This window comes from Vibrio sp. Y10_XG_PY6, assembly GCF_024181795.1.
Taxonomy (GTDB): Bacteria; Pseudomonadota; Gammaproteobacteria; order Enterobacterales; family Vibrionaceae; genus Vibrio; species Vibrio diabolicus.
This window is the reverse complement of record NZ_JAMZAQ010000002.1, coordinates 1,553,099-1,577,968: the sequence shown is the minus strand read 5'-3', so window position 1 is coordinate 1,577,968 and position 24,870 is coordinate 1,553,099. Positions and strand designations below refer to the sequence as shown.

Sequence of the window (24,870 nt, the reverse complement as noted above, 5' to 3'; positions counted from 1 at the left end):
GCAATGAACGCGGGCGTTTTTGTATTTGTTAGCTGGAGGCTTCAAAGCGTATAAAATAAGCCGAGACTGTAGGACGACAGTCTCGGCTTATTAATAGAACTTAGCGGGGAGGCTAAGTTCTATTCCTCTGAAATGTCGTCTCTGATATCGATCATTTCAGCAAGCTCTTCAAGTGCTTGGACAGAAAGCTCAGACAAGCGTTGTAAATGCTGGTCTAAGCTCTCTTGTTCTTCAAGCTCTGGTTCATCGTTATCTGTTTCTTTTGTTAGCATTTCTCAACCTCTCAAGTTGAGTAAGGGGAGACCTCATCATACTCAAAAGTTAAAGGAGAAAAGAAACGATCTATGTTGATTCTGTTAGCTCGATCATTGATTCAAGTTATAGGTGAGATGGGTTTGTTTAATAAGATTAATAGGTAGACGGTTTTGGAAACGGAAATAAAAACGCCAGCAATCCGAACAATTACTGGCGAATGGTATTGCGATTGGCGATTAGAACTGTGGTTTTACCCCAAACTGCTCTGCTGCGTAGGCGACACGTTCAATCGGCTTTGGGTACTCGGCAGGTGTGCCGAGGCTCTCTATGTGTTTCAAACGAGGAAGCAAGCCTGCACCATTAGCGATTTGGATTGCCAAGCCAGGACGAGCGTTGAGCTCTAAAACCATAGGTCCTTCCTCTTTATCCAGCACCATATCCGTACCCATGTATCCCAACCCTGTCATCTCCCACGCACTAGACGCAAGCTCAAGCAAGCGCTCCCAGTGCGGGACTTGGAGGGTAGAAAGGTCTTTGCCTGTATCCGGATGGTGGGTGACTGGATGGTCGAATTGCACCGCTCGGATTGCTTTACCTGTGGCGATATCAATGCCCACGCCCACAGCGCCTTGGTGGAGGTTTGCTTTACCGTCCGACGCCGCCGTAGAACAGCGCATCATTGCCATAACAGGGTAGCCTTTAAATACGATGATTCGAACATCAGGCACACCTTCATAACTGAAGCCATCGAAACAATCATCAAACTTAATCAGGTTCTCAACGACTGCGACGTCGTTTTTACCACCAAGAGAGAAAAGGCCAGCAAGCGCATTACTGATATGACGTTCAACTTCGTCCTTACCAATTGTAGAGCCGGAAGGTTTGGTATAGACCCCATCTTTATGCGAGGTAATAACCAAAATACCCTTACCACCACTACCTTGAGCGGGCTTGATAACAAAACCAGGCCAATCTTGCACCATTCTATGGATGGTCTTTACTTCTGCTTGGTTATGAATAACGCCGATCAGGGCAGGGACTGTCGCCCCTGCTGCCTGCGCAATAATTTTAGTCTTGAGCTTGTCATCAACTAATGGGTATTTAGAACGATCATTGTAACGGCCGATATAACTGTGGTTACGTTTGTTCATCCCCATAATGCCTTTATGGCGAAGCTTAGCTGGCGAAGTAAAACTTTCGAACATCGTTTAGTCCTCCGCTAGTGGTTTGAAACGACGTAACTCAGTTAGACGGTAACCTGTGTAAGTACCTAGTAATAGAATACCGGCCAGAACAATCAACTGTAGACCAATGAAGTTAAAGGTTAGGTGCTGAATGTATGAGTTCGTCATCGCTAAGTAAACCAATACTGCGGTGAGCAGTGAGCCCCCACCTTGCAGAGCAACTTCTTTCGCGCCTTCTTCTTCCCATAGGATAGACATACGTTCAATTGTCCAAGACAAGATGATCATCGGGAAGAACGTAATTGTTAAGCCTTCTGTTAAGCCCATCTTAAATGCGACTACTGTGAACACCGAAATGATCATAATAACGGTAATAATGACCGCTGATATCCGTGCTACAAGCAGTAAGTTCAACCTCGATAAGTAACTTCGAATAATCAAGCCTGTGCCAACGATCAGTAAGAAACCGACAATACCCGTTAATAGCTGGGTTTGAACAAATGCAACAGCAATCAGTACTGGCATGAAAGTACCGGATGTTTTTAGACCGATAATCACACGCAAGAACACCACGATAAGGGCACCGATAGGGATCAGCATGATGGTCTTAAACATTGCTTGTTCTTCAAGAGGCAAGCTATGAATTGAAATATTCAGCAGCCCATCAGCTTCTATCTTGTTGTTCGTCGCTTGCTGTGGAGTCATTTCTTGCTTGATCATTGAGAAATGAACTTGGCTATTTTTACCACCAACAAGATCAAGCAGGGATACATTCGACTCATCCCAAACTAATAAGTTTGGTTTCACGGCTTTCTGTTCGGAATTTGGTGAGAACAGCACCCAATCTTTACCTGACCAAACTTGAACCATTGGTTGAATGGTTTGGCGTCGACGGCCATCTTCTAATTCAATCACACCAACTGTTTTGCTTTGGATGCCAGCCGTTAGCAGAATATTGTGCAATGCATCAGTACGGCTGAAGTCATTCAGTAGTAGCGATGAGTTTTGACTGTCTGGGTCATTAAGCGCTTTGATGAGCTCACGAGTAAAGGTCACATTGTCGGCAGAGCGACTCATCGCACGCTCTACAAGGGCATTTGCCGCCGCGGCTTGTGGAGCTGATAGCGTTGGTGGCGTAATGTCTTCAGTTGGTGGTAGAGGCGTAACTTTAGCCTGAGGGTCCACTAAGAACTGCGCTTTGTAGTAAATGGTTTGAGGACCTTTGGCCTGACGAATTGACCACTCGGCACGACGTCCAGAATCAGAATTAATGTAGGAAACGCCATAACCAGAAGAGGAAGCGGATTCACCGATAAGCGTATAACCACTTTGTGTATGAGGTGCTGCGAGTGAAGCTTTGACTTCATTGCCGTTAGCATTGAACTCAATACGTGCCTCTACATCCCATACCTGACGAGTTTCGCCTGGTGTCCAAGGCACGCCGTAGTTTTCATGTCTGAAAACACTCAAAGCAATGCCCGCAATCACCAATAAGATGATTGAAAGGTAAAACGGTATTTTTGACGTCATAATCTACCTTATTATTTTTTATCTTCGTCCGTTTGGATATAGGTACGACTTACATCGACAAGTGCGATGTCGCGCATAAATTCTCTACCCAGTAAAATAGGATGGTTCATATGCGAGCGATCTGCCAACGTAAATTGCGCTTTTTCATGAATTTTTCCAACGCGCACCCAAAGTTCGACTACAGCGCGACGTTCTAGTTCTTCACTGGTAACTTGGCGAATTTTTACGTAACGAATGACTGGCGCTTCGATCCAAGTATTTTTTTCTTCTTCAGATTTACTGGTATCTGCCAGGTGGAATCGAACCCAGTTTTTGCCGTTTCTTTCGAACTCTTCAATATCAACTGCATTTAAAGATGAGGTTGCGGCACCGGTGTCGACACGTGCATCAAAAGTCTGCTTAATGGAGTCGATAGTGACCTTTTCAATTGAGCCAAGGACAATATCATGAGTTGGTGTTGGTTCCACAGGAGCAGGAGATTGGACAATAATCGGCTCTTTTGGCTTTTTCACTTCTGCCATTGCTTCATCACGAAATGTCAGAAGTTCAACCTGTAGTTTATCGACTTGTTCTTCAAGGCTGTCGATATAGTCCGATTGGTTGCTGAGCTGAAGCTCTAAGTTAGTAATGCGATTATTGACATTCGCTTCTGAAGTTTGAATAGCCGCTAACGTTTCTTGGTGGTACTGTTCGCCTTTGGTTAGTGAGCATCCAGATAGTAAGGCGATGGCAACAATCGGGGTCAATCGTAATAACATTGAAAACCTTGGGATTGGATTAAGTTGTTTATTTTTTAGGAGTTTAGCTCATATCGATAAAGCCTCACAAGTAAGAATGTTTCTCTATTACTTATTGTTTGAGGAATAGTGATGAAAAGCTAAAAATCAAGGACATAAAAGCGCATCCTTATTTAGAGCGTGCTTATGTTTTGATGTAACAAATGGACTCGAAAAACAAACACGCTCAGTACGAGGAAAGAGGGTAATGTCTTAACTCGTAAAATGAGTTAAGACAATGTCAGGAATCTCAGCGAATTATGGTTTGCGAGCGACAAGAACCGCGCGGCGAGGGGCAGGGTAACCTTCTACAGTCTTGCTTGGGTCGTTCGGATCTAGATAGTCTGGTAGAGAGTTATGCGTCATCCAATCTGTGGTACGTTGTTCATCAACCGAAGTGACGTTTTCATCAACGATGCGCACATCTTCAAATCCTACCAACTCTAACCATACTTTCAGTGCTTTTGCTGAAGGGAAGAAATAGACATTGCGCATTTGTGCGTAACGAGAAGTTGGAACCAACACTGAATTCTCATCACCTTCAATCACTAGTGTTTCTAGTACGAGTTCACCACCAGACACTAATTGATCTTTTAGCTGCACCAAGTGATCCAGTGGAGAGCGACGGTGGTAAAGCACGCCCATGCTGAATACCGTGTCGAACGCTTCTAACTTAGGTAGTTGTTCAATACCCAATGGCAGTAGGTGCGCACGTTGGTCATCTCCCATTAGTTTACGAATTGCTTCGAACTGAATTAGGAACAGGTGAGATGGATCGATACCGACGGTTAAGCGTGCACCTTCACCCAGCATACGCCACATGTGGTAGCCGTTACCACAACCAACATCGAGTACGCTGCGGTTCTTTAATGGAGAAATATGCGGAAGCACGCGGTCCCATTTCCAATCACTGCGCCACTCAGTATCAATATGAATGCCGTGTACGTGGTATGGCCCTTTGCGCCACGGATGGAATGTACGAAGTAAGTTCTCTAATTTCTTCAGCTCACCTTCATGGAAAGGAGTGTCGTTGCTGATGGTCACTGAATTCTTGATGTCAATTTGATCCGGTGAGCCTTCTGGAATCTTGTTCAGTGCTTTCAACCAGCGACCAAAGTCACCGTGCTCTGCATTTTGCCAATCCGTTAGCTGTTGTGGTAGCACATTGAGCCAAGGTTGAAGACGTGTGTCTTGGGCAATCAATTGGTAGAAGTTTGCAAAGTTAAACATAGTTAGTTAATCGCTGAGTTGATGGTATTAAAATTATTAAATAACAGCCTAAATCGGCGTGATTCAGGGCATTTATATGCACGGTTTATTTAATTGCGAACATAGAGCCAAAGTTAAAGCATTGGAACCAAACATCGTAGCTAGAAAAGCCAATTTTAGCGAAACGCTCTTTATGCTCTTTCTTTGAATCTGGGCGCATTACGTTTTCTATCGCGCTGCGCTTTTGGCTGATTTCTAGTTCGCTATAACCATTTGCACGTTTAAAGTCGTGGTGAAGGTCAATTAACAGCTCGTTTGACACTTCATCTTCGAAGACGAATTTCTCCGACAAAATCAAAATTCCGCCTGGACGTAGACCCGCGTAGATTCGTTCAAGCAGGGCGTAACGATCGTCTGGAGAAAGAAATTGCAGAGTAAAGTTCAGTACGACAACTGATGCGTTTTCAATATCGATATTACGAATATCCGCTTCAACCACATCTACAGGAGTATCGCTTCGGTACGCGTTGACGTGAAGTTTACAACGCTCAACCATCGCAGGAGAGTTGTCCACTGCGATGATTTGGCAACCTTCTTGTTTGATATGGCGACGCATAGACAATGTTGCAGCACCCAAAGAACAGCCAAGGTCATAGATGTTTGAGTGGGGCTTTACAAAACGCTCTGCCAGCATACCGATTGCAGAAATAATATTGCTGTAACCCGGTACCGATCGTTGAATCATGTCAGGAAATACTTCCGCTACGCGTTCATCGAACGTGAAATCCCCAATTTTATCGATTGGAGCCGAAAAAATAGTATCTGGATTGCTCTTAGGGTTCATAACCAAGTCTCTGCATACAAGCTGCCTGAAAACGTCAGGCACCAAAAAAGGCGCGTATTTTATGGGAATTTCACGCCTCTGTCATGTGTTGCGTTAGAACATCTGCAACTGCGAGTTGCCATCGTTAGCCGGGAAAGATGCCAAGTCAGGAAGTGTTATACGCTTTTGTATGTCTTTATACAGATTGGCTGCCAACTCCGGCGCAATTATATTGTCCGCAGTATGGATCATGACATACGGCTGTTTACCTTCTGCAATCCATTGCGGCAACTTGCTGAGCCATGGTGTAAAAAACTCGTAATTTTGCTGTTCTTCTGGATGACCAATAAAGCGAATCAAAGGGTGTGAAGCGGTAGCAATGGCGTGGACTGGTACTCTTGGTTTTTTCATTTGCGCATCAATGATCGCTTCATTGTCTGGCTTAGCGGCAAAGACAGGGCGGCTATCCATAATAATGCGGTCAATGTTATTTTCTACTAACCATTGGTTAAGCGCTCGCTCTTCTTCACCTTTGGAGAAAAATGCCATATGACGAACCTCAACACCAAGAGGGAAGTTAGGTGGAAAGCTCGCACAGAACTTTTTCAGTCGATCAAGGTGCTCAGGACCAAATGCCGCTGGCAATTGAATTGTCCATTGCCCCACACGGTCATGCAACGGCTCCATGACTTTCATGAAGTCTCTCAGCTGTTCGCTGCAACCTCTTAGCATTTGCTCATGAGTGATGGCTTTAGGAAGTTTGAAAGTAAAGCGAAAATCATCGTGGGTTGCTGCTCTCCAGTTTTGCACCGTGTTGAGCGTCGGCGTGGCATAAAATGTCGTGTTGCCTTCCACGGTATGGAACACCTGTGCATACTTTTCTAAACGTTCAGCGGGCTTTGTCCCGCTGCCGTAAAAGCTTTGTTGCCATTGATTGTGCGACCACATCGTCAATCCAAGTCGAAGAGGTAAGTTATCCATTATTCTTTACTGCTTGCTACTCGTGTGAATACTTTACGAGAGTTTTGCTGAAATAGGTAATTTCACGCTATAATCCCCACCAATTTTTTCGCTTTGGTGCGCTTTTGAACATTTGTTGTACTAAAAAGCACCAGTGAATGATAAAACACACTTAATTGTATGTTGAGTAGTCGATTTTCGTGGACATTCAGCGTATAACTGAATCTTTACTCTGCTTGGCAATGAGGCTGACAGAGCGTAGTTAACAACATTTGAGAGATTGGGAATTTCATTATGCGTACCCATTACTGTGGTCACCTGAACAAGTCCCTTGCAGGACAAACTGTAGAACTTTGCGGCTGGGTTAACCGTCGTCGTGATTTAGGCGGTCTTATTTTTATTGATATGCGAGATCGCGAAGGTATCGTTCAGGTAGTTGTTGATCCAGATATGGCGGATGCGTATGAAGTGGCTAACACACTTCGTAATGAATTCTGTATCAAACTAACGGGTGAAGTACGCGTTCGTCCAGAAAGCCAAGCAAACAAAGACATGGCAACAGGTGAAGTTGAGATCCTTGCGACAGGTCTTGAAATCATCAACCGCAGTGACGTTTTGCCTCTAGACTTCAACCAAAAGAACTCTGAAGAGCAACGTCTGAAGTACCGTTACTTAGACCTTCGTCGTCCAGAAATGAGTGACCGCATCAAGCTACGTGCTAAAGCATCTAGCTTTGTTCGTCGTTTCCTAGATGACAACGGCTTCCTAGATATCGAAACTCCAGTACTAACGAAAGCGACACCAGAAGGTGCGCGTGACTACCTAGTACCTAGCCGTGTTCACAAAGGCAGCTTCTACGCGCTTCCTCAGTCTCCACAGCTATTCAAACAGCTTCTAATGATGTCTGGTTTTGACCGTTACTACCAAATAGTTAAGTGTTTCCGTGATGAAGACTTACGCGCTGACCGTCAACCAGAATTCACTCAAATCGATATCGAAACGTCATTCATGACGGCTGACCAAGTACGTGAAGTGACAGAAAACATGGTTCGCGATATGTGGCAAGAGCTACTAAACGTAGACCTAGGTCAGTTCCCAGTAATGCCATTCAGCGAAGCTATTCGCCGTTTCGGTTCTGACAAGCCAGACCTACGTAACCCACTAGAGCTAGTAGACGTTGCTGACCTAGTGAAAGACGTTGAGTTCAAAGTATTCTCTGGCCCAGCAAACGATGAGAAAGGTCGCGTTGCCGTTATTCGCGTTCCAGGTGGTGCATCTTTGACTCGTAAGCAAATTGATGGCTACGGTGAATTCGTTGGTATCTACGGTGCGAAAGGTCTAGCTTGGATGAAGGTTAACGATCGTGCAGCAGGCATGGAAGGTATCCAATCTCCAGTAGCTAAGTTCCTAAACGAAGATGTGATCAACGCTATCCTAGATCGCACTCAAGCGGAATCTGGTGACATCATCCTATTTGGCGCTGATAAAGCGGGCATCGTTGCAGAAGCAATGGGTGCGCTACGTTTGAAACTAGGTAAAGACCTAGAGCTAACTGACGAATCTGCATGGGCTCCACTATGGGTTGTTGATTTCCCAATGTTCGAAGAAGATGACGAAGGCAACCTACACGCGATGCACCACCCATTCACGTCACCTCTAGGTGTGACTGCGGAAGAGCTAAAAGCGAACCCAGCTGCGGCAAACTCTAACGCTTATGATATGGTTCTAAATGGCTACGAAGTTGGCGGCGGTTCTGTTCGTATCCACAACGCAGATATGCAAGAAGCCGTATTTGATATTCTAGGCATCACACCTGAAGAGCAACAGCTTAAGTTTGGCTTCCTGCTTGATGCACTGAAATTCGGTACGCCTCCACACGCTGGTCTTGCATTCGGTCTTGACCGTCTAGTGATGCTGCTATGTGGTACCGAGAACATCCGTGATGTTATTGCATTCCCGAAAACAACAGCAGCGGCGTGTCTACTAACAGACGCACCAAGCATTGCTAACCCAGCTGCGCTAGAAGAGCTAGCAATCGCAGTGACTGCAGCGAAAGAAAAAGACGCAGAATAAGCGCACAACATTTGAAGAAAACTCCCGCAACTGCGGGAGTTTTTGTTTAAATAAACCTAAGAAACTTCCAAAGCAATTTCCCAAGCAACGCTTTTTAGCTCATGTTTGCTATTAAGCGTCAAAATACATTAAAAGGTGAATTATGGCAGGTCATAGTAAATGGGCGAATATTCGTCACCGTAAAGCAGCGCAAGATGCGAAGCGCGGCAAAATCTTTACCAAATTAATCCGTGAAATCGTTGTTGCTGCAAAAGAGGGAGGCGGTGAGCCAGAAAATAATCCACGTTTGCGAGCTGCAATTGATAAAGCGTTGTCTAACAACATGACACGTGACACTGTCAACCGCGCTGTCAGCCGAGGTGCTGGTGGTGAAGGCGACGACAATATGGAAACCGTAATCTATGAAGGTTATGGTCCGGGTGGCACTGCAGTCATGGTCGAATGTATGACGGATAACCGAAATCGCACAGTATCTGGCGTACGCCATGCGTTCTCGAAGTCTGGAGGCAATCTGGGTACGGATGGTAGTGTAAACTATCTTTTCGACAAGAAAGGCGTGATCTCATACGCCCCAGGTTTAGATGAAGATGCGGTGATGGAAGTGGCGTTAGAAAGTGGCGCTGATGACATCGAAACATCAGAAGATGGCTCGATTGATGTTTACACCGCGCCAAGCGATTTTGGGCTCGTAAAAGATGCCCTTGATGCTGCAGGTTTTGAGGCGGAAAACGCCGAAGTGTCGCTTATCCCTTCAACGAAAGCAGAACTGGATGTGGACACTGCGCCAAAACTGCTTCGTTTGATTGACGCTTTAGAAGATCTGGACGATGTTCAGGAGGTTTATCACAACGGTGACATCTCTGACGACGTTGCGGCCTCTCTAGAGTAAACTCAATGTGCAGTGAGCGGTATTCGCTCCGAAATTAGAAAGTAATAATAAGAAATTGAGGCCGTATTCGGCCTCCTTTTTAGGAACATTCATGTCAATTATTTTGGGCATTGACCCAGGTTCACGCATTACCGGTTATGGGGTCATTCGTCAAAATGGACGCCATTTGCAATACCTTGGTAGTGGCTGTATTCGTACTTCAGAAAAAGAACTTCCGGGCCGTCTTAAGCAGATTTACGCTGGCGTCACGGAAATCATTACTCAGTTTCAACCGGACGTATTTGCGATTGAACAAGTGTTTATGGCTAAAAATGCGGATTCAGCATTAAAGCTTGGCCAGGCTCGTGGCAGCGCAATTGTTGCTGCGGTGAATGCAGAGTTGCCGGTATACGAATACGCCGCGCGTCTTATTAAGCAAGCTGTAGTCGGTACTGGTGGTGCGGACAAAGCGCAAGTTCAGCATATGGTTCAGCAGATGCTTAAACTGCCCGCCAAGCCTCAAGCGGATGCAGCCGATGCTTTAGGTGTGGCGATTTGTCATGCCAATACGAACAAAACTCTCGTTGCCTTAGCGGGCAAAGCAACCAGTGCCAGAAAAGGGCGCTACCGATAAAATTAACTGGATGTCTATCCAGTTCTTTATTATCCTGTCGCAAATTCATTTCCAAAGAGTATTTATAGTGATTGGACGTCTTCGTGGCACACTGGTTGAAAAACAACCACCTGAAGTATTAATTGAAGTTAATGGCATTGGTTATGAAGTACAGATGCCAATGAGCTGTTTTTACGAGCTGCCAAATGTTGGCGAAGAAGCCATTATTTATACTCACTTTGTCGTCCGTGAAGATGCACAATTGCTATACGGTTTCAACACAGTAAAAGAACGAGCACTTTTCCGTGAAGTGATCAAAGCCAATGGCGTTGGTCCTAAACTCGGTCTTGGTATTCTCTCTGGTATGACAGCAACGCAATTTGTTACTTGTGTGGAACATGAAGACGTTTCTACGCTGGTTAAGCTTCCAGGCGTTGGCAAGAAAACCGCAGAGCGATTGGTTGTTGAAATGAAAGACCGCTTGAAAGGGTGGGGCGCTGGCGATCTATTTACACCATTTACGGATGCTGCTCCTGCGGATTCTGGTTCGACATCCAACAACGCGGAAGAAGAGGCAATTAGCGCGCTTCTAGCTTTGGGTTACAAGCCGACTCAAGCGTCGAAAGTTGTGTCTCAAATTGCTAAACCGGACATGAGCAGTGAGCAAATGATCCGTGAAGCTCTAAAATCAATGGTGTAACGCTGGTTTCACAGTGAGCATTTGTTCAAGATAACTCACTCTCTAAGGTTAATGCCAGTCGCTTAACGATGTTTTTGTGTCATTCCAGCGAGCCTTGGCGAGACTAGGAATCTAATAGCAGCGCGCTGAGCGGTTAATGAAACAATTTTGACCATAAAGTGCTCGGATAGAAGATCCTGTATCACGCTCCTTCGTCGCTGTACAGGATGACGAGATATAGAAATATGCCACTTGTTGTTAAACGAGCGGCATTATTCTCTCAGGTAACTATTTTTCAAGGTAAAAAGATGATTGAAGCCGATCGTTTAATCGCGCCAGAAAACCCTGCCTTTCGTGATGAAGATGTCATTGACCGTGCTATTCGGCCAAAAAAATTAGCGGATTACCAAGGTCAGGACCATGTCCGTGACCAAATGGAGATCTTCATTAAAGCTGCTCAGTTACGTAGTGAAGCTCTTGATCACCTGTTAATTTTTGGCCCTCCGGGTTTGGGTAAAACCACGCTAGCAAATATTGTCGCCAACGAGATGGAAGTAAACATCCGTACTACTTCAGGGCCAGTTCTTGAAAAAGCAGGCGATTTAGCAGCGTTACTAACCAACCTAGAAGAAAATGACGTTCTATTTATTGATGAAATTCACCGCTTAAGCCCAATGGTTGAAGAGGTCCTGTATCCGGCGATGGAAGATTATCAACTGGATATTATGATCGGTGAAGGTCCGGCCGCTCGTTCTATTAAGATCGATTTGCCGCCGTTTACTTTGATTGGTGCAACGACCCGAGCAGGCTCTTTAACGTCACCATTGCGCGACCGCTTTGGTATTACTCAGCGCCTTGAGTTTTATAAGATAAAAGACCTCCAAGATATTGTGCAGCGCAGCGCGGATTGTTTAGGTTTGTCAATGGAACCTGAAGGTGCATTGGAAGTGGCAAGACGTGCACGTGGCACACCACGTATTGCTAACCGTCTACTACGTCGTGTTCGCGATTATGCGGAAGTGAAAGGAAATGGTCACATTTGTGCAGAGGTTGCCGACAAAGCGCTGAATATGCTTGATGTGGACGCCGAAGGTTTCGATTACATGGACCGCAAACTACTACTCGCAATTATGGAGAAATTTGGTGGTGGTCCGGTCGGACTCGATAACATGGCGGCAGCGATTGGTGAAGAAAAGGATACCATCGAAGACGTTCTTGAGCCTTATCTTATTCAGCAAGGTTATTTACAACGCACTCCACGTGGAAGAATCGCGACAGATCGTGCGTATTTGCATTTCGGAATTGAAAAATAAGATTCCCGCGCTGGGCCTTTGCTGCCCAGCGCTTCATTAAAGTTGACCAAACTCACATTTTTTGAATTTCTTCTCATACCAGTTTGGTAAGTAAAAAGCATTGATTGTTAACTCTATGTTTGCTCGCAACTGGTTAATTTCTCTCCTGATTACTCTCTCTTAACATCCGTATCTAATACTGGTTGATCTGGATCAATGTGATGGATTTTTGTGCAAATTCCGCGCATAAACATTGATGTATATCAAAGCGCATTCCGGCTATAAACCTTTTGAAACAATCTGTTTTTACAAGTAATATTAGCCCTAGCTATATTAGCTGATGCTTAACAATTAACTAACCAATGAAGCACATTTTTGCAACAATGAGTTGTGATAATTCAACATTTTTCAAGTGTAAATAACACTTGAATCTGGATTGCAATATGTAGAGAGTGTCATTCAGCCGACACATAGGAGTTACCATGATTGACGTAGTTGATCTATCGCGGTTGCAGTTTGCACTGACAGCGATGTATCACTTCCTATTCGTACCATTGACCCTTGGTATGGCCTTCCTTCTGGCCATTATGGAATCGATGTACGTAATGACGAACAAGCAAATATACAAGGACATGACCAAGTTCTGGGGTAAGCTATTCGGTATTAACTTTGCACTTGGTGTGGCGACAGGCCTTACCATGGAATTCCAGTTTGGTACGAACTGGTCTTACTACTCCCACTATGTAGGTGACATCTTCGGTGCGCCGCTAGCGATCGAAGCCCTTGTCGCATTCTTCCTGGAGTCAACTTTTGTTGGTCTATTCTTCTTCGGGTGGGATCGTCTATCTAAACGTCAACACTTAGCGGTTACTTGGCTTGTGGCGCTGGGCTCTAACTTCTCTGCACTTTGGATTCTTATCGCAAACGGCTGGATGCAAAACCCAGTAGGCGCGGACTTCAACTTCGAAACCATGCGAATGGAAATGGTAAGCTTCTCTGAAGTTGTACTAAACCCAGTTGCTCAGGTTAAGTTCGTGCATACGGTTGCTTCTGGTTACACTTGTGGCGCAATGTTTATTCTAGGCATCAGTTCATACTACCTATTAAAAGGTCGTGACATTGCGTTTGCTCGTCGTTCATTTGCTATCGCTGCATCTTTCGGTATTGCAGCTATCTTATCTACCATCGTTCTTGGCGACGAATCTGGCTACGAGCTTGGTGAAGTTCAAAAAGTGAAGCTTGCTGCAATTGAAGCAGAATGGCACACAGAGCCAGCTCCAGCAGCGTTTACGTTGTTTGGTGTTCCTAACCAAGAAACCATGCACACAGATTACGCAATCAAGATCCCTTACGTAATGGGTATCATCGCGACACGTTCTTTTGATGAGCAAGTAACAGGTCTTCGTGACCTACGTGATGAGCACGTCGATCGTATTCGTGACGGTATGTACGCGTATGAACTTCTAGAGAAGCTTCGCGCAGGTGACAAGTCAGAAGAAAACATGACTGCGTTTGATGAAGTGAAGGGTGACCTAGGTTACGGTCTACTTCTAAAACGCTACACAGACAATGTTGTTGATGCGACAGAAGAGCAAATCCAAGCAGCTGCGGACGATTCAATCCCAACAGTATGGCCGCTATTCTGGTCATTCCGTATCATGGTTGCTTGTGGTTTCATCATGCTATTCGTTTTCGGTGCGGCATTTGTTCAAACGTGTCGTCAGAAGATCGAACAAAAACAATGGATTCTTAAAGCTGCACTATTCAGCATCCCACTACCGTGGATTGCGATTGAAGCGGGTTGGTTCGTCGCTGAGTACGGCCGTCAGCCTTGGGCTGTAGGTGAAATTTTACCAGTGCATGTTGCAGCTTCTGCACTAACTGCTGGCGAAATCTGGACTTCACTATTCGCAATTCTGGCGCTATACACGGTATTCCTGGTTGCAGAAGTTTACCTAATGTTGAAATTCGCTCGTAAAGGTCCAAGTAGCCTGAAAACGGGTCGCTACCACTTCGAACAAAATGCTGACTCTGTTGAAGACAAAGTTAGTCGCCAAGTAGAAGCGTAAGGTAAGGAGATAACAAGATGTTTGATTACGAAATCTTGCGACTCATCTGGTGGGTACTAATCGGTGTTCTACTAGTTGGTTTTGCAGTAACAGACGGTTTCGATATGGGTGTAGGCGCGCTTGTACCTATTATCGGTAAAAACGACACGCAACGTCGCGTCATGATTAACTCAATTGCCCCTCACTGGGATGGTAACCAAGTTTGGCTTATCACTGCTGGTGGTGCATTGTTTGCAGCTTGGCCTTTGGTTTATGCAACGTCATTTTCAGGCTTCTACTTAGCGATGATTTTGACACTAGCAGCACTTTGGCTTCGTCCTCTGGGCCTAGACTACCGCTCTAAAATCGAAGATCCAAAATGGCGCAATACCTGGGATATCTGTATCTCAATCAGTGGTTTTGTTCCACCAATCATCTTTGGTGTAGCGTTTGGCAACCTACTACAGGGCGTACCATTCCAATTGAGTGAGTTCTTGATGCCAACATACCATGGCTCATTCTTTGGTCTTCTAAACCCATTTGCACTGCTGTGTGGCCTAGTTAGCTTGTTCATGATTTTGATGCAAGGTTCGACTTGGCTACAAATGAAAACAACGGGCGAAGTGCACGTGCGTGCTCGCAACGTTGCTCAGTTAGCAGGTTTACTGACGGTTGCAGCGTTTGTAGCGGCTGGTTTCTGGATCCAAAATATCGATGGTTACGTCATTGTTGGCGGTATCGACACTAATGCAGCTTCTAACCCTCTAAACAAAGAGGTAATCCGTGAAGCTGGTGCGTGGATGAAGAATTTTGAAAACTACCCACTACTATGGGCTGCTCCTGTACTAGGTGTTGCAATGCCGCTTCTTGCCGTATTGGCATCTCGTCTTGAAAAGTGTGCGATTTCGTTCATTACTTCAAGTCTGGGTGTTGCTGGCGTTATATTTACTGCAGGTTTTGCGATGTTCCCATTCATCATGCCTTCAGACTTAATGCCAAGCCACAGCTTAACAATGTGGGATGCAACGTCATCTGAACTGACTCTGAACCTAATGACAGGCGTTGCGTTTGTTATGGTACCAATCATCCTTGGTTACACGTCTTGGACTTACTACAAGATGTTTGGTCGCCTTGATGATCAGTACATTGAAGACAACAAAAACTCACTTTACTAAGGAGCATTTACTATGTGGTATTTCGCATGGATTCTAGGTGTACTACTTGCTTGTGCATTCGGTATCATCAACGCTCTTTGGTTAGAGCACTCAGAAATGATGGACAAAGACAGTGAGTAATCTCGCTGATAAGGTAGCGCAACTTCACGCTCCGATGGATAAGACTCTGTTAAGAGTCTTATCTCTCATCCTTGGCTTTATGCACGTAGGATTGGTGATGTGGGATCCTGAAGCTTATCATCAAGCGATTGGTGGTTTTAACTCAATCATCGCACCGGCACTGATTTGGTCTGTATGCTCAAGCATGGTTTACGGTGTGGGCTTCAAACCGAGAAACTGGTACTGGCAAGTTTTGTTTAGTCCCTATTTTTCGTTAGCTATCTTAATTTATTTAACGGCACTTTATTTCTTTTAGGCTGAAATACGCTGTAATAAAGTCGGTTACTAAATCATCGAATAAAAGCTAGGTATTTCGCCTAGCTTTTATTTTTTCTACAAATTTCAAAAATATTCCCTTAGCTCGGTACCAATTGCTGTCGCTTCAGTTATAGTAATTACTTTAAAGAATTGAATATATTGGGACTCCCTTGCAAGGCACATCAAATCTCTTTCGCTGGCCGATCACCGTTTACTATGAAGACACCGATGCGGGCGGCGTTGTATATCATTCTAATTATCTAAAATTCTTTGAGCGCGCGCGGACAGAAATGTTACGTGCCAAAGGCATTTCTCAACATGTGTTACTGGAACAAAATATCGGCTTTGTTGTCCGACACATGGATATTGATTTCAACCAAGGTGCAAGGCTGGACGAGCATTTGACAGTATTAACCCGAGTGTCAGAAATAAAACGTGCTTCCCTGCAATTCTGTCAAGAGTTGGTCAATGATCAAGGCAAGATATTGTGCAAGGCCTCTGTTAAGGTAGCATGTATCGATAATAAGAAAATGAAACCAATAGCTATTCCAACCTTTATAAATTCGGAGCTAACAAATAGTGACTGCTGATATTTCCATTTTAGATCTCTTTCTTCAGGCCAGTCTGTTGGTAAAGCTTGTGATGCTGACGTTGCTTGGCATGTCAATTGTGTCATGGGCAATGATCATCAAGCGCAGCAAAGTGCTTTCTCAAGCGTCAAAGAATGCAGAGCAGTTTGAAGACAAATTCTGGTCGGGTACTGATCTTTCTCAGCTTTACCAAAAAGTAAAAGCGCGTAAAGACGAAATTGAAGGCACAGAAGAAATTTTTTACGCAGGTTTCACGGAGTTTGCTCGTCTACGTAAGAGCAACGCAAACTCACCAGCGTACATCATGGAAGGCACTGGCCGCGCAATGCGCGTTGCTGTCTCTCGTGAGGTTGATGAACTAGAAACAAGCTTACCGTTCTTAGCGACAGTCGGTTCTATCAGTCCTTACATCGGCCTATTTGGTACCGTTTGGGGCATCATGCACGCCTTTATTGCGCTGGGTGAAGTAAAGCAAGCTACGTTGTCTATGGTTGCACCGGGTATCGCCGAGGCATTGATCGCGACAGCGATGGGTCTATTTGCGGCTATCCCGGCTGTAATGGCCTACAACCGCCTAAGCAATAAAGTGAGCAAACTAGAGCACACTTACGCAACATTTTCTGAAGAATTCCACAGCATCCTTCATCGTCAAGCGATGGCTGGCCGAGACAGCGCGGATAAGGAATAAAGCATGGCGGGTTATCAACCTAAAAAGCGAAAAATGACAGCGGAGATCAACGTTGTTCCGTACATTGACGTAATGCTCGTACTGTTGATCATTTTTATGGCGACCGCTCCATTTGTGACTCAAGGCGTCGATGTTGATCTTCCGAAAACATCGACCGCTGAATCTATGCAAGACCTTGCTGGCGAAACTGACAGTAGTTTTATCATCATCGAAATTGATAGCGAGGGTAATTTAGGCCTAAGCGTAAACGATGAAGAAGTTCAACGAGGTTTGTCGTTGCAAGATGTTATTGTGCGAGTGAAAGCGGAGCGAGAGGTTAAGCCAGATTCACCAGTTGCGGTAGGTGGCGACGCGGCAACACCATATGCCGATGTTGTCCTATTACTGGATGAACTAAGTCGAGCTGGTATCCCTAAGGTAGGTCTAATGACCGATATCAGGGAATAGACATCAATTATCTATGAAAGATCACAAGAAGAAGCCCAACCAATACGCCAAACCGATAGCAATATCGGTTGGTTTGCATGCAATTCTCGTTGCAGCCCTGCTTTGGGGGACGGACTTCAACATGTCTAAACCAGAGCCTACAGGGCAAATGGTTCAAGCTGTTGTCATCGATCCAAAACTTGTGCAGCAACAAGCGAAAGAAATTCGCCAGCAACGTGAAAAGGCAGCAAAAAAAGAACAAGAGCGTCTTGATAAATTGAGACGCGAAGCAGAGCAGCTAGAAAAAAACCGTAAAGCTGAAGAAGAGCAAATTCGCAAGTTGAAAGAACAGCAAGCGAAAGATGCTCAAGCGGCACGAGAAGCAGAAGCTGCACGTAAGAAAAAAGAGCAAGAGCGCAAGCAGGAAGAAGAACGCGTTCGCAAAGAAAAAGAGCGAGCTGCTAAGCTAGAGAAAGAGCGTAAGGCAAAAGAAGAAGCTGTGCGTAAAGCTGAGCAGGAGCGTTTAGCGAAAGAAGCGGCTATAGCAAAAGCTGAGCAAGAACGTCTAGCTCGTGAGAAGGCAGCAAAAGAAGCGGAAGACAAAGCACGTCGTGAGCGTGAAGCTGCTGAAAAAGCCGAACAAGAGCGCATCGCAAAAGAGAAAGCGGCAAAAGAAGCGGCAGAGCGAGAGCGCAAAGCGAGAGAAGCTGCGGAACGTGCAGAGCGCGAGCGTAAAGCGCAAGAAGCCGCGCTAGATGATATTTTTGCGGGCCTTGAGGATGAGGTTAGTAAAAATAGTGCTGCTCGAAATCAATTTATTGACGATGAACTTTCTCGAATGTCATCCATCTATACTCAAAATATTCAGCAAAAGTTGATTAAGGATGACTACTTGCTGGGAAAGGAGTGTAGGGTAAACATCAAATTGATTCCGACAGGAACTGATATGATGGTCTCTGGTGTTACCGTTTTGAGTGGCGATACTCGAGTATGTGCAGCTGCGAAGCGAGCGATAGCTCAGGTAGGGACGTTCCCTAAATCTTCAGAAGCTGCGGTAAACGAAAGACTAAAAGACATCAACATAACTGTTGCTTTGGACTAAAAGGAATAAGACGTGATTAGACGCCTTTTACTAGGAATGTTTGTACTGTTTAGCAGTATGACAAATGTGGCGAATGCCGCATTAGAGTTGGTCATTACCGATGGTATTGATTCAGCACGACCAATTGCTGTTGTTCCGTTTAAGTGGGAGGGCACTCAAGCGCTTCCAACGGATATTTCTGCTGTTATTGCCTCGGATTTGCAACGCAGTGGTAAGTTCAGCCCCGTTCCAACGAGCAAGATGCCACAAACTCCGTTCAGCGAATCAGAAGTCAATTTTGACGCCTGGACGAATTTAGGTGTAGATGCTCTGCTGACTGGCTCAATCAAACAAAACGCTCAAGGTGATTACGTTATCAACTATCAACTTGTTGATATTGTGCGTGGCCAGCTAACGGGTGGAAAAAGTAAAGCGCTTGGTAGCGATGGCGAATTAGTACTGTCAAAAGATCATGTGCTGTTCAATAAGGTCGCGACCGTTCAAGGCCCTCGCATGCGTGAGTACGCTCACCGCATCTCTGATTTGGTGTATGAGCAGTTAACGGGTGACCGTGGCGCCTTCATGACCCGTATTGCATACGTGGTGGTGAATGATAAAGACCGTTTTCCTTACCAACTTCGTGTGGCTGATTACGATGGTTACAACGAGCGCTTGGTTTTACGTTCTAAGCAACCATTAATGTCACCAGCATGGTCGCCAGATGGTAAAAAGCTTGCGTATGTTAGCTTCCAAAATGGTCAAGCAGAAATCTTCATCATGAACATCTACACCGGTGAGCGTGAGAAGATCACTTCATACCCTCGTCATAATGGTGCGCCAAGATTTTCGCCTGATGGCAATAAGTTAGCGATTGTTCTCTCTAAGACAGGCTCGCTTCATGTTTACACGTTCGATCTTAACACTCGCAAGCTGACGCAAATTACGCGTGGCAGATCAAATAATACTGAACCGTTCTGGCATCCAGATGGAAAATCGTTGATTTTCACATCGGATAGGGGTGGTAAACCACAGATTTATCAAGTAAATTTGGGCAGCGGTTCTATTGACCGTTTGACTTGGCAAGGCAGCCAAAATTTGGGTGGCCAGATTACTCCTGATGGGCGATTCCTAGTAATGGTGAACCGCAGCAACGCAGGATTTAACTTGGCGAAACAAGATTTGGAAACTGGTGCTCTTCAAGTCTTAACTAAGACCTTGCTTGATGAGTCTCCTAGTATTGCCCCAAACGGTGGCATGGTTGTGTATAGCTCGATTTACAACAAGAAAAACGTACTATCGATGGTGTCAATTGATGGTCGATTCAAAGCTAGATTACCGGCAACAAATGGGCGTGTTAGAGCGCCTGCATGGTCACCGTTTTTGTAGTAATAAGTTTGATTAATAAAGGAAAATAAGATGCAACTGAACAAGGTTCTAAAAGGGCTACTAATCGCGCTTCCTGTAATGGCTGTTACAGCGTGTAGTTCAAGCGACGACGCTGCTTCTAACACTGGTGCAGCAACAAACAACAATGGCGCAGTTGAAACAACAGTAGCTACGCCAATTGATCAAAGCGGTCAGCTAACAGAGCAAGAGCTAAAAGAGCAAGCGCTACGTGAAACTCAAACAATCTACTTTGCTTTTGATAACTCAACAATTGCAGCAGATTACGAAGAGATGCTAGCGGCTCACGCTTCTTACCTAAGCAAGAACCCAGCTCTTAACGTAACTATCGAAGGTCACGCTGATGAGCGTGGTACACCTGAGTACAACATTGCTCTAGGTGAGCGTCGTGCACAAGCAGTAGCGAACTACCTGCAAGCACTAGGTGTTCAAGCTGACCAAATCTCAATCGTTAGCTACGGTGAAGAGAAGCCACTTCTTCTAGGTCAATCAGATGAAGTTTACGCTAAGAACCGTCGCGCGGTTCTAGTATACTAATTCGAGGTAATCCTCATGTTCAGTAACACTAAGCGCGCTGTTGCGCTTACGTTACTGGCAAGTGCAGCGAACTTTGCGTTCGCTGCACCAGCTCCAGTATCCGATCTCAACAGCACATCATCCGTCTCTAAGAGCCGTTCATCTGAAACGGAAGTAGAGCGTCTAGAACGTTTGCTCCAAAACCGCAATCGCGTTCAGCTCCAAATGCAACAGCAAATTGACCAAATGTCACAAGAGATCAGTGAATTGCGTGGTCAATTAGAGCGAAATAGCTACGAAATGAAACAAATGTTGCAACGTCAACGTGAGTTGTTTGTCGAGCTGGATCGTGTTCGTGGAGAGATAAAATCCGCACCTGCACAAGAAGCGAAACCGGCTAAAACAGGTGGCCAGTACACTCCAAATGTTGATGAGCAAACGGCATATCAGAATGCAGTTGACCTCATTCTCAAAAAGCGTGACTACACTGGCGCAATTGCAGCGTTCCAGCAGTTCCAGAAAGATTATCCTGACTCCACATACTCAGCGAATTCTCACTATTGGCTAGGCCAATTGTACTTCGCTAAGAAGCAGGACAAAGATGCTGTAAAGAGTTTTGCTGCGGTGGTGTCTTATAAAGACTCCAATAAGCGAGCCGATGCTTTGCTCAAGTTAGGTGAAATCGCTGAGCGTAATAACAATGCAGCTCAAGCGAAAAAGTACTACCAACAAGTGGTTGATGAATACCCAGGTAGTGCATCTGCAAAACTTGCCAGCTCTAAGCTGTAAGACGTTATGTTTTAAAAAGGAAGCTTCGGCTTCCTTTTTCTTTTCCGTTTCTTTATCGGTGGTGATTGAATAAATCGAGAGGAATGGCATCGAGCCTTTTATCCCCATCTTGCAACGGATTCTTTCAATCAGAAATGCTACCTGTAACAAAGATATACGGCTAGATAGCTAGAAATCCCCGCGACAAGTTGGTTTTTGAAAATTAACGAGGTTACAATACTCGGATTAAAGGAAGTTGCGTAGAGCAAGAGCAATGAGCCATATATTAGATAAAATCGACACTGTTTACCCATTCCCACCGAAACCAGTTCCATTAAGCGAAGAAGAAAAAGCATCTTACATTGAGCGTATTAAAAAGTTGCTCAAAGAAAAAGATGCGGTACTTATCGCGCACTACTATACCGATCCTGAGATTCAAGCCCTAGCGGAAGAAACGGGTGGTTTTGTTGGTGACTCGTTGGAAATGGCGAAGTTTGGTAATCGTCATCCTGCAAGCACACTGATCATTGGCGGTGTTCGCTTTATGGGCGAGTCGGCCAAAATCCTAACACCAGAAAAGCGAATTCTAATGCCAACGTTGGAAGCGGAATGTTCGCTCGATCTTGGCTGTCCAGCGGATAAGTTCAGTGAGTTCTGTGATGCTCACCCTGATCACACGGTTGTGGTTTACGCAAACACCTCAGCAGCGGTTAAAGCCCGTGCCGACTGGGTCGTTACATCGAGTATTGCACTTGAAATCGTGGAACACTTAGACGCTGAAGATAAGCCAATTATTTGGGGACCGGACCGTCACCTAGGATCGTACATCGCTAATAAAACTGGCGCAGACATGCTGCTATGGCAAGGTGAGTGTGTGGTTCATGATGAGTTTTCTGCTGATGCGCTACGCAAAATGAAGAGCGTGTATCCAGATGCGGCTATTTTGGTTCACCCTGAATCACCAGCAAGTGTGGTTGAACTTGCCGATGCCGTTGGCTCGACGAGTCAGTTGATCAAAGCAGCGAAAGCGCTTCCTCATAAACAAATGATCGTTGCGACAGACAAAGGCATTTTCTTTAAAATGCAGCAACTTGTGCCAGAGAAAGAACTTATCGAAGCTCCAACCGCAGGTGCTGGCGCAACATGCCGTAGCTGCGCACACTGCCCTTGGATGGCAATGAACGGTTTGAAAGCGATAGAGAAAGCGCTTAGTGAAGGCGGTGAAGAACACGAGATCTTTGTTGATGAAGAATTGCGTGTTAAATCGCTCATTCCGTTAAATCGTATGTTGGACTTTGCTGAGCAGCTAAATATGCAAGTGAAAGGTAATGCTTAAAAAGTAGGCGTAACTGAAAGTAAATCTCAAAAACCAGCCGAATATGGCTGGTTTTTTTGTGTCTTACTATCAATGAGTTACTATTGATGCAATCAATGAATGTCGAGGTTATAAATTTATGGCGGTGTGGTTAGTAGTTAAAAAGTGGCTTAGTTCACACCTTTTTAAATTGAGCAACCGAAGTCTTCTCATCTTTAGTGGCTTATATGTGAGCCTTTCATGGGGACTGCTCGTTCTCGCTGGTGAAACCGCATTAACAGACAGCTTCTCTAACTTTATCTATTACCTTATGGTTACGGCGAGTACGGTTGGCTATGGCGACCATTCTCCAGTAACAGATATGGGTAAATGGTTTGTCGTACTATTTGTAATCCCCGGCGGTTTGAGCTTATTCGCCGCATTATTGGGGCGTGTCGCTGGAGCAGCGATGGACTATTGGCGAGCGGGTATTTTAGGAAAACGGAGAGTAAGAGTGGAAAACCATATTGTATTGTTGGGCTGGAATGGATCGAGAACGATGCACCTTATTCGCATGTTACAACATGAAGAAGAGGGAAAGCGCCCGATTGTTTTATGCAGCCGTTCAGAAATAGAGAACCCGTTACCTGGCGAAATCAGTTTTATCAAAGTGACCAGTTATACCGATTCGCAAGAGATGAAAAACGCCAATATTGCCGAAGCCGCTTGCATTATTGTGGATAATCTCTCGGACGACATTACCTTGTCAGCCGCTCTATACTGCGCATCTGTAAACCCTTCCGCTCATTTGGTCGCTTACTTTAAAGATGAAGCGCTAGGCCGACTTCTAAGTCAGCATTGCCCGAAAGCGGAATGCATACCTGCTGTTGGCGCAGAAATGTTGGCAAAAGCGGCGGTTGACCCGGGCTCAAGTGCGCTTCATCAGGAGCTTTTGGCTTCAACACGAGGTATGACGCAATACTCAGTTATTTATCCTGAGGGGCAGTCTGCCACCACTATTGAGAATCTCTTCGTTTTTCTCAAAAGACGCCATCATGCCACGCTGATTGCTTTTGATATTGGCGATGGTATTCAACTCAACCCAGATTTAGATGCTGAAGTACCCGCGAGTACCAAGCTGTTTTACATTGCAGATGAACGTATTGAAGATTTTGCCTGGAAAGAAATGAACAAGGAACAATAATGCACATGATTGCCGGCCTGTTAGCAGGCTTCCCAAACTTTTTACTCTATTTCTCTGTTTCTATTATTTTTGTATTGGCGTTTAAGTTCATCTACGTCAAGTTGACGCCATACGATGAGTGGCATCTGATTAAAGAAAAACAAAATACAGCAGCAGCGATTGCGCTAAGTGGGGCTTTCCTTGGTTACTGTCTCGCGATTTCGGGGGCGGCAAAAAACTCAGTCAATATCGTCGATTTTATGGTTTGGGGCGTTGTCGCAATGCTTGCTCAAATTATCGCATTTGCAATTGTACGCTTTATTTTACTTCCGAAAGTGGCAGAGCGTATCGAAAAAGATGAACTGCCAGCCGGTATCGTATTAGCAGCAGTTTCTGTTTCGGTCGGCGTATTGAATGCCGCTTGCATGACTTACTAGGAGGAACGATGAAGCGGAGTTCTAACGTTAAACGTTCTTCCATGGACAAAAGCTTAAAGCTTGGGAAAATTCTTCCCTTTGCTGCCTTTGGTGGTATTTTCTTCTTTGCTACGTACGAGTCAAAAACAGAAGGGTACATTTTTTCTGATGCCGATGAGTGTAAATCTAACTCGCCTGAGTTTAGTGAACAGTGTGACATTGCATACCAAGAAGCTTTAGCTCGTGCCGAACAAAATGCCCCTCGCTACCGCAGCGAGTTCGAATGCGAGAATGATTTCTACGAGGATGATTGTTACTACAGTTCCAGTTCCCGAGCTTATGTACCTAACTTTGGCGGTTTTTTTTACAGTCGCTCATTAAGCGGGTTGAAAGGTTATAACAAGAGCTATTACTCAGAGCCGATGTACCGTTATAAATCCAAATTCTATAATGGAGCAGGACAATTCTTTGGCTCCTACTGAAATCAGCCGACCAAAGTCGCGACGAATAGCCTTAACAAACGTGGTGGCGGCACCATTGGCAGGGCGATGTCTCGAGGCGGGTTTGGTAAAGCGGTGTCGGTCAGTCGAGGCGGTTAAAAA

The 24,870-nt window shown here is 45.1% G+C and carries 26 protein-coding genes and 1 pseudogene; 20 read left to right on the top strand and 7 right to left on the bottom strand.

The window, feature by feature from the left end:
* Positions 1-119: 119 nt before the first annotated feature.
* From NL644_RS15590 to NL644_RS15560, 7 genes are all read right to left on the bottom strand, one after another.
* The gene (locus NL644_RS15590) at positions 120-272 is read right to left on the bottom strand and encodes a hypothetical protein (protein WP_005390736.1); all 153 of its coding nucleotides are present in this window, start codon (positions 270-272) and stop codon (positions 120-122) included.
* A 219-nt stretch (positions 273-491) separates the two neighbouring features.
* Positions 492-1,460, bottom strand: coding sequence for an alpha-L-glutamate ligase-like protein (locus tag NL644_RS15585; protein WP_006742116.1), 969 nt, complete (start codon positions 1,458-1,460; stop codon positions 492-494).
* A gap of 3 nt (positions 1,461-1,463) precedes the next feature.
* Complete coding sequence (locus NL644_RS15580; RefSeq protein ID WP_005390741.1) at positions 1,464-2,969, bottom strand: inactive transglutaminase family protein; 1,506 nt, start codon at positions 2,967-2,969, stop codon at positions 1,464-1,466.
* Positions 2,970-2,980: 11 nt separating this feature from the next.
* On the bottom strand, positions 2,981-3,727 hold the full coding sequence (locus tag NL644_RS15575; RefSeq protein ID WP_012841986.1) for an ATP-dependent zinc protease: 747 nt from the start codon (positions 3,725-3,727) through the stop codon (positions 2,981-2,983).
* A 276-nt stretch (positions 3,728-4,003) separates the two neighbouring features.
* The gene (gene cmoB, locus NL644_RS15570; RefSeq protein ID WP_012841985.1) at positions 4,004-4,975 is read right to left on the bottom strand and encodes a tRNA 5-methoxyuridine(34)/uridine 5-oxyacetic acid(34) synthase CmoB; all 972 of its coding nucleotides are present in this window, start codon (positions 4,973-4,975) and stop codon (positions 4,004-4,006) included.
* Between the two features lie 85 nt (positions 4,976-5,060).
* Complete coding sequence (gene cmoA, locus NL644_RS15565) at positions 5,061-5,798, bottom strand: carboxy-S-adenosyl-L-methionine synthase CmoA (protein WP_012841984.1); 738 nt, start codon at positions 5,796-5,798, stop codon at positions 5,061-5,063.
* A gap of 93 nt (positions 5,799-5,891) precedes the next feature.
* A complete protein-coding gene (locus NL644_RS15560; protein ID WP_074191082.1) occupies positions 5,892-6,758 on the bottom strand; it encodes a DUF72 domain-containing protein in 867 nt (288 codons plus the stop codon).
* Positions 6,759-7,031: 273 nt separating this feature from the next.
* Here NL644_RS15560 and aspS point away from each other — a divergent pair, with 273 nt between their 5' ends.
* From aspS to NL644_RS15460, 20 genes and pseudogenes are all read left to right on the top strand, one after another.
* Positions 7,032-8,810, top strand: coding sequence for an aspartate--tRNA ligase (gene aspS, locus NL644_RS15555; RefSeq protein WP_046874741.1), 1,779 nt, complete (start codon positions 7,032-7,034; stop codon positions 8,808-8,810).
* Positions 8,811-8,952: 142 nt separating this feature from the next.
* Positions 8,953-9,699, top strand: coding sequence for a YebC/PmpR family DNA-binding transcriptional regulator (locus NL644_RS15550; protein ID WP_005390747.1), 747 nt, complete (start codon positions 8,953-8,955; stop codon positions 9,697-9,699).
* A 91-nt stretch (positions 9,700-9,790) separates the two neighbouring features.
* On the top strand, positions 9,791-10,312 hold the full coding sequence (gene ruvC, locus NL644_RS15545; RefSeq protein WP_012841980.1) for a crossover junction endodeoxyribonuclease RuvC: 522 nt from the start codon (positions 9,791-9,793) through the stop codon (positions 10,310-10,312).
* A gap of 67 nt (positions 10,313-10,379) precedes the next feature.
* Positions 10,380-10,991: a Holliday junction branch migration protein RuvA gene (ruvA, locus tag NL644_RS15540; RefSeq protein WP_114322511.1), complete on the top strand. Its 612-nt coding sequence runs from the start codon at positions 10,380-10,382 to the stop codon at positions 10,989-10,991.
* A 287-nt stretch (positions 10,992-11,278) separates the two neighbouring features.
* Positions 11,279-12,283: a Holliday junction branch migration DNA helicase RuvB gene (gene ruvB, locus NL644_RS15535; protein WP_031780162.1), complete on the top strand. Its 1,005-nt coding sequence runs from the start codon at positions 11,279-11,281 to the stop codon at positions 12,281-12,283.
* 461 nt (positions 12,284-12,744) lie between these two features.
* A complete protein-coding gene (cydA, locus tag NL644_RS15530; protein ID WP_104971476.1) occupies positions 12,745-14,331 on the top strand; it encodes a cytochrome ubiquinol oxidase subunit I in 1,587 nt (528 codons plus the stop codon).
* 17 nt (positions 14,332-14,348) lie between these two features.
* Positions 14,349-15,485 carry a cytochrome d ubiquinol oxidase subunit II gene (gene cydB, locus NL644_RS15525; RefSeq protein ID WP_006742909.1) on the top strand — a complete coding sequence of 379 codons (1,137 nt, stop codon included), beginning with the start codon at positions 14,349-14,351 and terminating at the stop codon, positions 15,483-15,485.
* A 12-nt stretch (positions 15,486-15,497) separates the two neighbouring features.
* Positions 15,498-15,605, top strand: a complete 108-nt coding sequence (gene cydX / locus NL644_RS15520) for a cytochrome bd-I oxidase subunit CydX (protein WP_000270284.1) — start codon at positions 15,498-15,500, stop codon at positions 15,603-15,605.
* The gene (gene ybgE, locus NL644_RS15515) at positions 15,598-15,900 is read left to right on the top strand and encodes a cyd operon protein YbgE (protein WP_046874743.1); all 303 of its coding nucleotides are present in this window, start codon (positions 15,598-15,600) and stop codon (positions 15,898-15,900) included. The genes cydX and ybgE overlap by 8 nt, the downstream gene beginning before the upstream one ends.
* Before the next feature lie 172 nt (positions 15,901-16,072).
* Entirely contained in the window at positions 16,073-16,492 is a 420-nt protein-coding gene (ybgC, locus tag NL644_RS15510) for a tol-pal system-associated acyl-CoA thioesterase (RefSeq protein ID WP_012841975.1), read from the top strand.
* Positions 16,482-17,180, top strand: a complete 699-nt coding sequence (gene tolQ, locus NL644_RS15505; RefSeq protein ID WP_005378301.1) for a protein TolQ — start codon at positions 16,482-16,484, stop codon at positions 17,178-17,180. Before ybgC ends, tolQ begins: the two co-directional genes overlap by 11 nt.
* 3 nt (positions 17,181-17,183) lie before the next feature.
* Positions 17,184-17,627, top strand: coding sequence for an ExbD/TolR family protein (locus NL644_RS15500; RefSeq protein WP_005378298.1), 444 nt, complete (start codon positions 17,184-17,186; stop codon positions 17,625-17,627).
* Between the two features lie 13 nt (positions 17,628-17,640).
* Positions 17,641-18,708 (top strand): cell envelope integrity protein TolA, encoded by a 1,068-nt coding sequence (tolA, locus tag NL644_RS15495; RefSeq protein WP_114322510.1) that lies wholly within the window; start codon positions 17,641-17,643, stop codon positions 18,706-18,708.
* Positions 18,709-18,720: 12 nt separating this feature from the next.
* On the top strand, positions 18,721-20,073 hold the full coding sequence (gene tolB, locus NL644_RS15490) for a Tol-Pal system beta propeller repeat protein TolB (protein WP_005390758.1): 1,353 nt from the start codon (positions 18,721-18,723) through the stop codon (positions 20,071-20,073).
* 30 nt (positions 20,074-20,103) lie between these two features.
* The gene (gene pal, locus NL644_RS15485; protein WP_005378293.1) at positions 20,104-20,628 is read left to right on the top strand and encodes a peptidoglycan-associated lipoprotein Pal; all 525 of its coding nucleotides are present in this window, start codon (positions 20,104-20,106) and stop codon (positions 20,626-20,628) included.
* Positions 20,629-20,643: 15 nt separating this feature from the next.
* The gene (ybgF, locus tag NL644_RS15480) at positions 20,644-21,396 is read left to right on the top strand and encodes a tol-pal system protein YbgF (RefSeq protein ID WP_006742904.1); all 753 of its coding nucleotides are present in this window, start codon (positions 20,644-20,646) and stop codon (positions 21,394-21,396) included.
* Between the two features lie 253 nt (positions 21,397-21,649).
* Positions 21,650-22,711: a quinolinate synthase NadA gene (nadA, locus tag NL644_RS15475; RefSeq protein ID WP_005390762.1), complete on the top strand. Its 1,062-nt coding sequence runs from the start codon at positions 21,650-21,652 to the stop codon at positions 22,709-22,711.
* A gap of 118 nt (positions 22,712-22,829) precedes the next feature.
* Positions 22,830-23,873 (top strand): potassium channel family protein, encoded by a 1,044-nt coding sequence (locus NL644_RS15470; protein ID WP_253658603.1) that lies wholly within the window; start codon positions 22,830-22,832, stop codon positions 23,871-23,873.
* The gene (locus tag NL644_RS15465; protein ID WP_005378281.1) at positions 23,873-24,289 is read left to right on the top strand and encodes a DUF350 domain-containing protein; all 417 of its coding nucleotides are present in this window, start codon (positions 23,873-23,875) and stop codon (positions 24,287-24,289) included. Before NL644_RS15470 ends, NL644_RS15465 begins: the two co-directional genes overlap by 1 nt.
* A gap of 8 nt (positions 24,290-24,297) precedes the next feature.
* Positions 24,298-24,867, top strand: a pseudogene (locus tag NL644_RS15460) (DUF1190 domain-containing protein).
* Positions 24,868-24,870: the final 3 nt, after the last annotated feature.

What these genes read in the sequence shown, in the direction of transcription:
- NL644_RS15590 (WP_005390736.1), bottom strand. Translation starts at nt 272, where the DNA reads ATGCTAACAAAAGAAACAGATAACGATGAACCAGAGCTTGAAGAACAA.
- NL644_RS15585 (WP_006742116.1), bottom strand. Translation starts at nt 1,460, where the DNA reads ATGTTCGAAAGTTTTACTTCGCCAGCTAAGCTTCGCCATAAAGGCATT.
- NL644_RS15580 (WP_005390741.1), bottom strand. Translation starts at nt 2,969, where the DNA reads ATGACGTCAAAAATACCGTTTTACCTTTCAATCATCTTATTGGTGATT.
- NL644_RS15575 (WP_012841986.1), bottom strand. Translation starts at nt 3,727, where the DNA reads ATGTTATTACGATTGACCCCGATTGTTGCCATCGCCTTACTATCTGGA.
- cmoB (WP_012841985.1), bottom strand. Translation starts at nt 4,975, where the DNA reads ATGTTTAACTTTGCAAACTTCTACCAATTGATTGCCCAAGACACACGT.
- cmoA (WP_012841984.1), bottom strand. Translation starts at nt 5,798, where the DNA reads ATGAACCCTAAGAGCAATCCAGATACTATTTTTTCGGCTCCAATCGAT.
- NL644_RS15560 (WP_074191082.1), bottom strand. Translation starts at nt 6,758, where the DNA reads ATGGATAACTTACCTCTTCGACTTGGATTGACGATGTGGTCGCACAAT.
- aspS (WP_046874741.1), top strand. Translation starts at nt 7,032, where the DNA reads ATGCGTACCCATTACTGTGGTCACCTGAACAAGTCCCTTGCAGGACAA.
- NL644_RS15550 (WP_005390747.1), top strand. Translation starts at nt 8,953, where the DNA reads ATGGCAGGTCATAGTAAATGGGCGAATATTCGTCACCGTAAAGCAGCG.
- ruvC (WP_012841980.1), top strand. Translation starts at nt 9,791, where the DNA reads ATGTCAATTATTTTGGGCATTGACCCAGGTTCACGCATTACCGGTTAT.
- ruvB (WP_031780162.1), top strand. Translation starts at nt 11,279, where the DNA reads ATGATTGAAGCCGATCGTTTAATCGCGCCAGAAAACCCTGCCTTTCGT.
- cydA (WP_104971476.1), top strand. Translation starts at nt 12,745, where the DNA reads ATGATTGACGTAGTTGATCTATCGCGGTTGCAGTTTGCACTGACAGCG.
- cydB (WP_006742909.1), top strand. Translation starts at nt 14,349, where the DNA reads ATGTTTGATTACGAAATCTTGCGACTCATCTGGTGGGTACTAATCGGT.
- cydX (WP_000270284.1), top strand. Translation starts at nt 15,498, where the DNA reads ATGTGGTATTTCGCATGGATTCTAGGTGTACTACTTGCTTGTGCATTC.
- NL644_RS15500 (WP_005378298.1), top strand. Translation starts at nt 17,184, where the DNA reads ATGGCGGGTTATCAACCTAAAAAGCGAAAAATGACAGCGGAGATCAAC.
- tolA (WP_114322510.1), top strand. Translation starts at nt 17,641, where the DNA reads ATGAAAGATCACAAGAAGAAGCCCAACCAATACGCCAAACCGATAGCA.
- pal (WP_005378293.1), top strand. Translation starts at nt 20,104, where the DNA reads ATGCAACTGAACAAGGTTCTAAAAGGGCTACTAATCGCGCTTCCTGTA.
- ybgF (WP_006742904.1), top strand. Translation starts at nt 20,644, where the DNA reads ATGTTCAGTAACACTAAGCGCGCTGTTGCGCTTACGTTACTGGCAAGT.
- nadA (WP_005390762.1), top strand. Translation starts at nt 21,650, where the DNA reads ATGAGCCATATATTAGATAAAATCGACACTGTTTACCCATTCCCACCG.
- NL644_RS15470 (WP_253658603.1), top strand. Translation starts at nt 22,830, where the DNA reads ATGGCGGTGTGGTTAGTAGTTAAAAAGTGGCTTAGTTCACACCTTTTT.
- NL644_RS15465 (WP_005378281.1), top strand. Translation starts at nt 23,873, where the DNA reads ATGCACATGATTGCCGGCCTGTTAGCAGGCTTCCCAAACTTTTTACTC.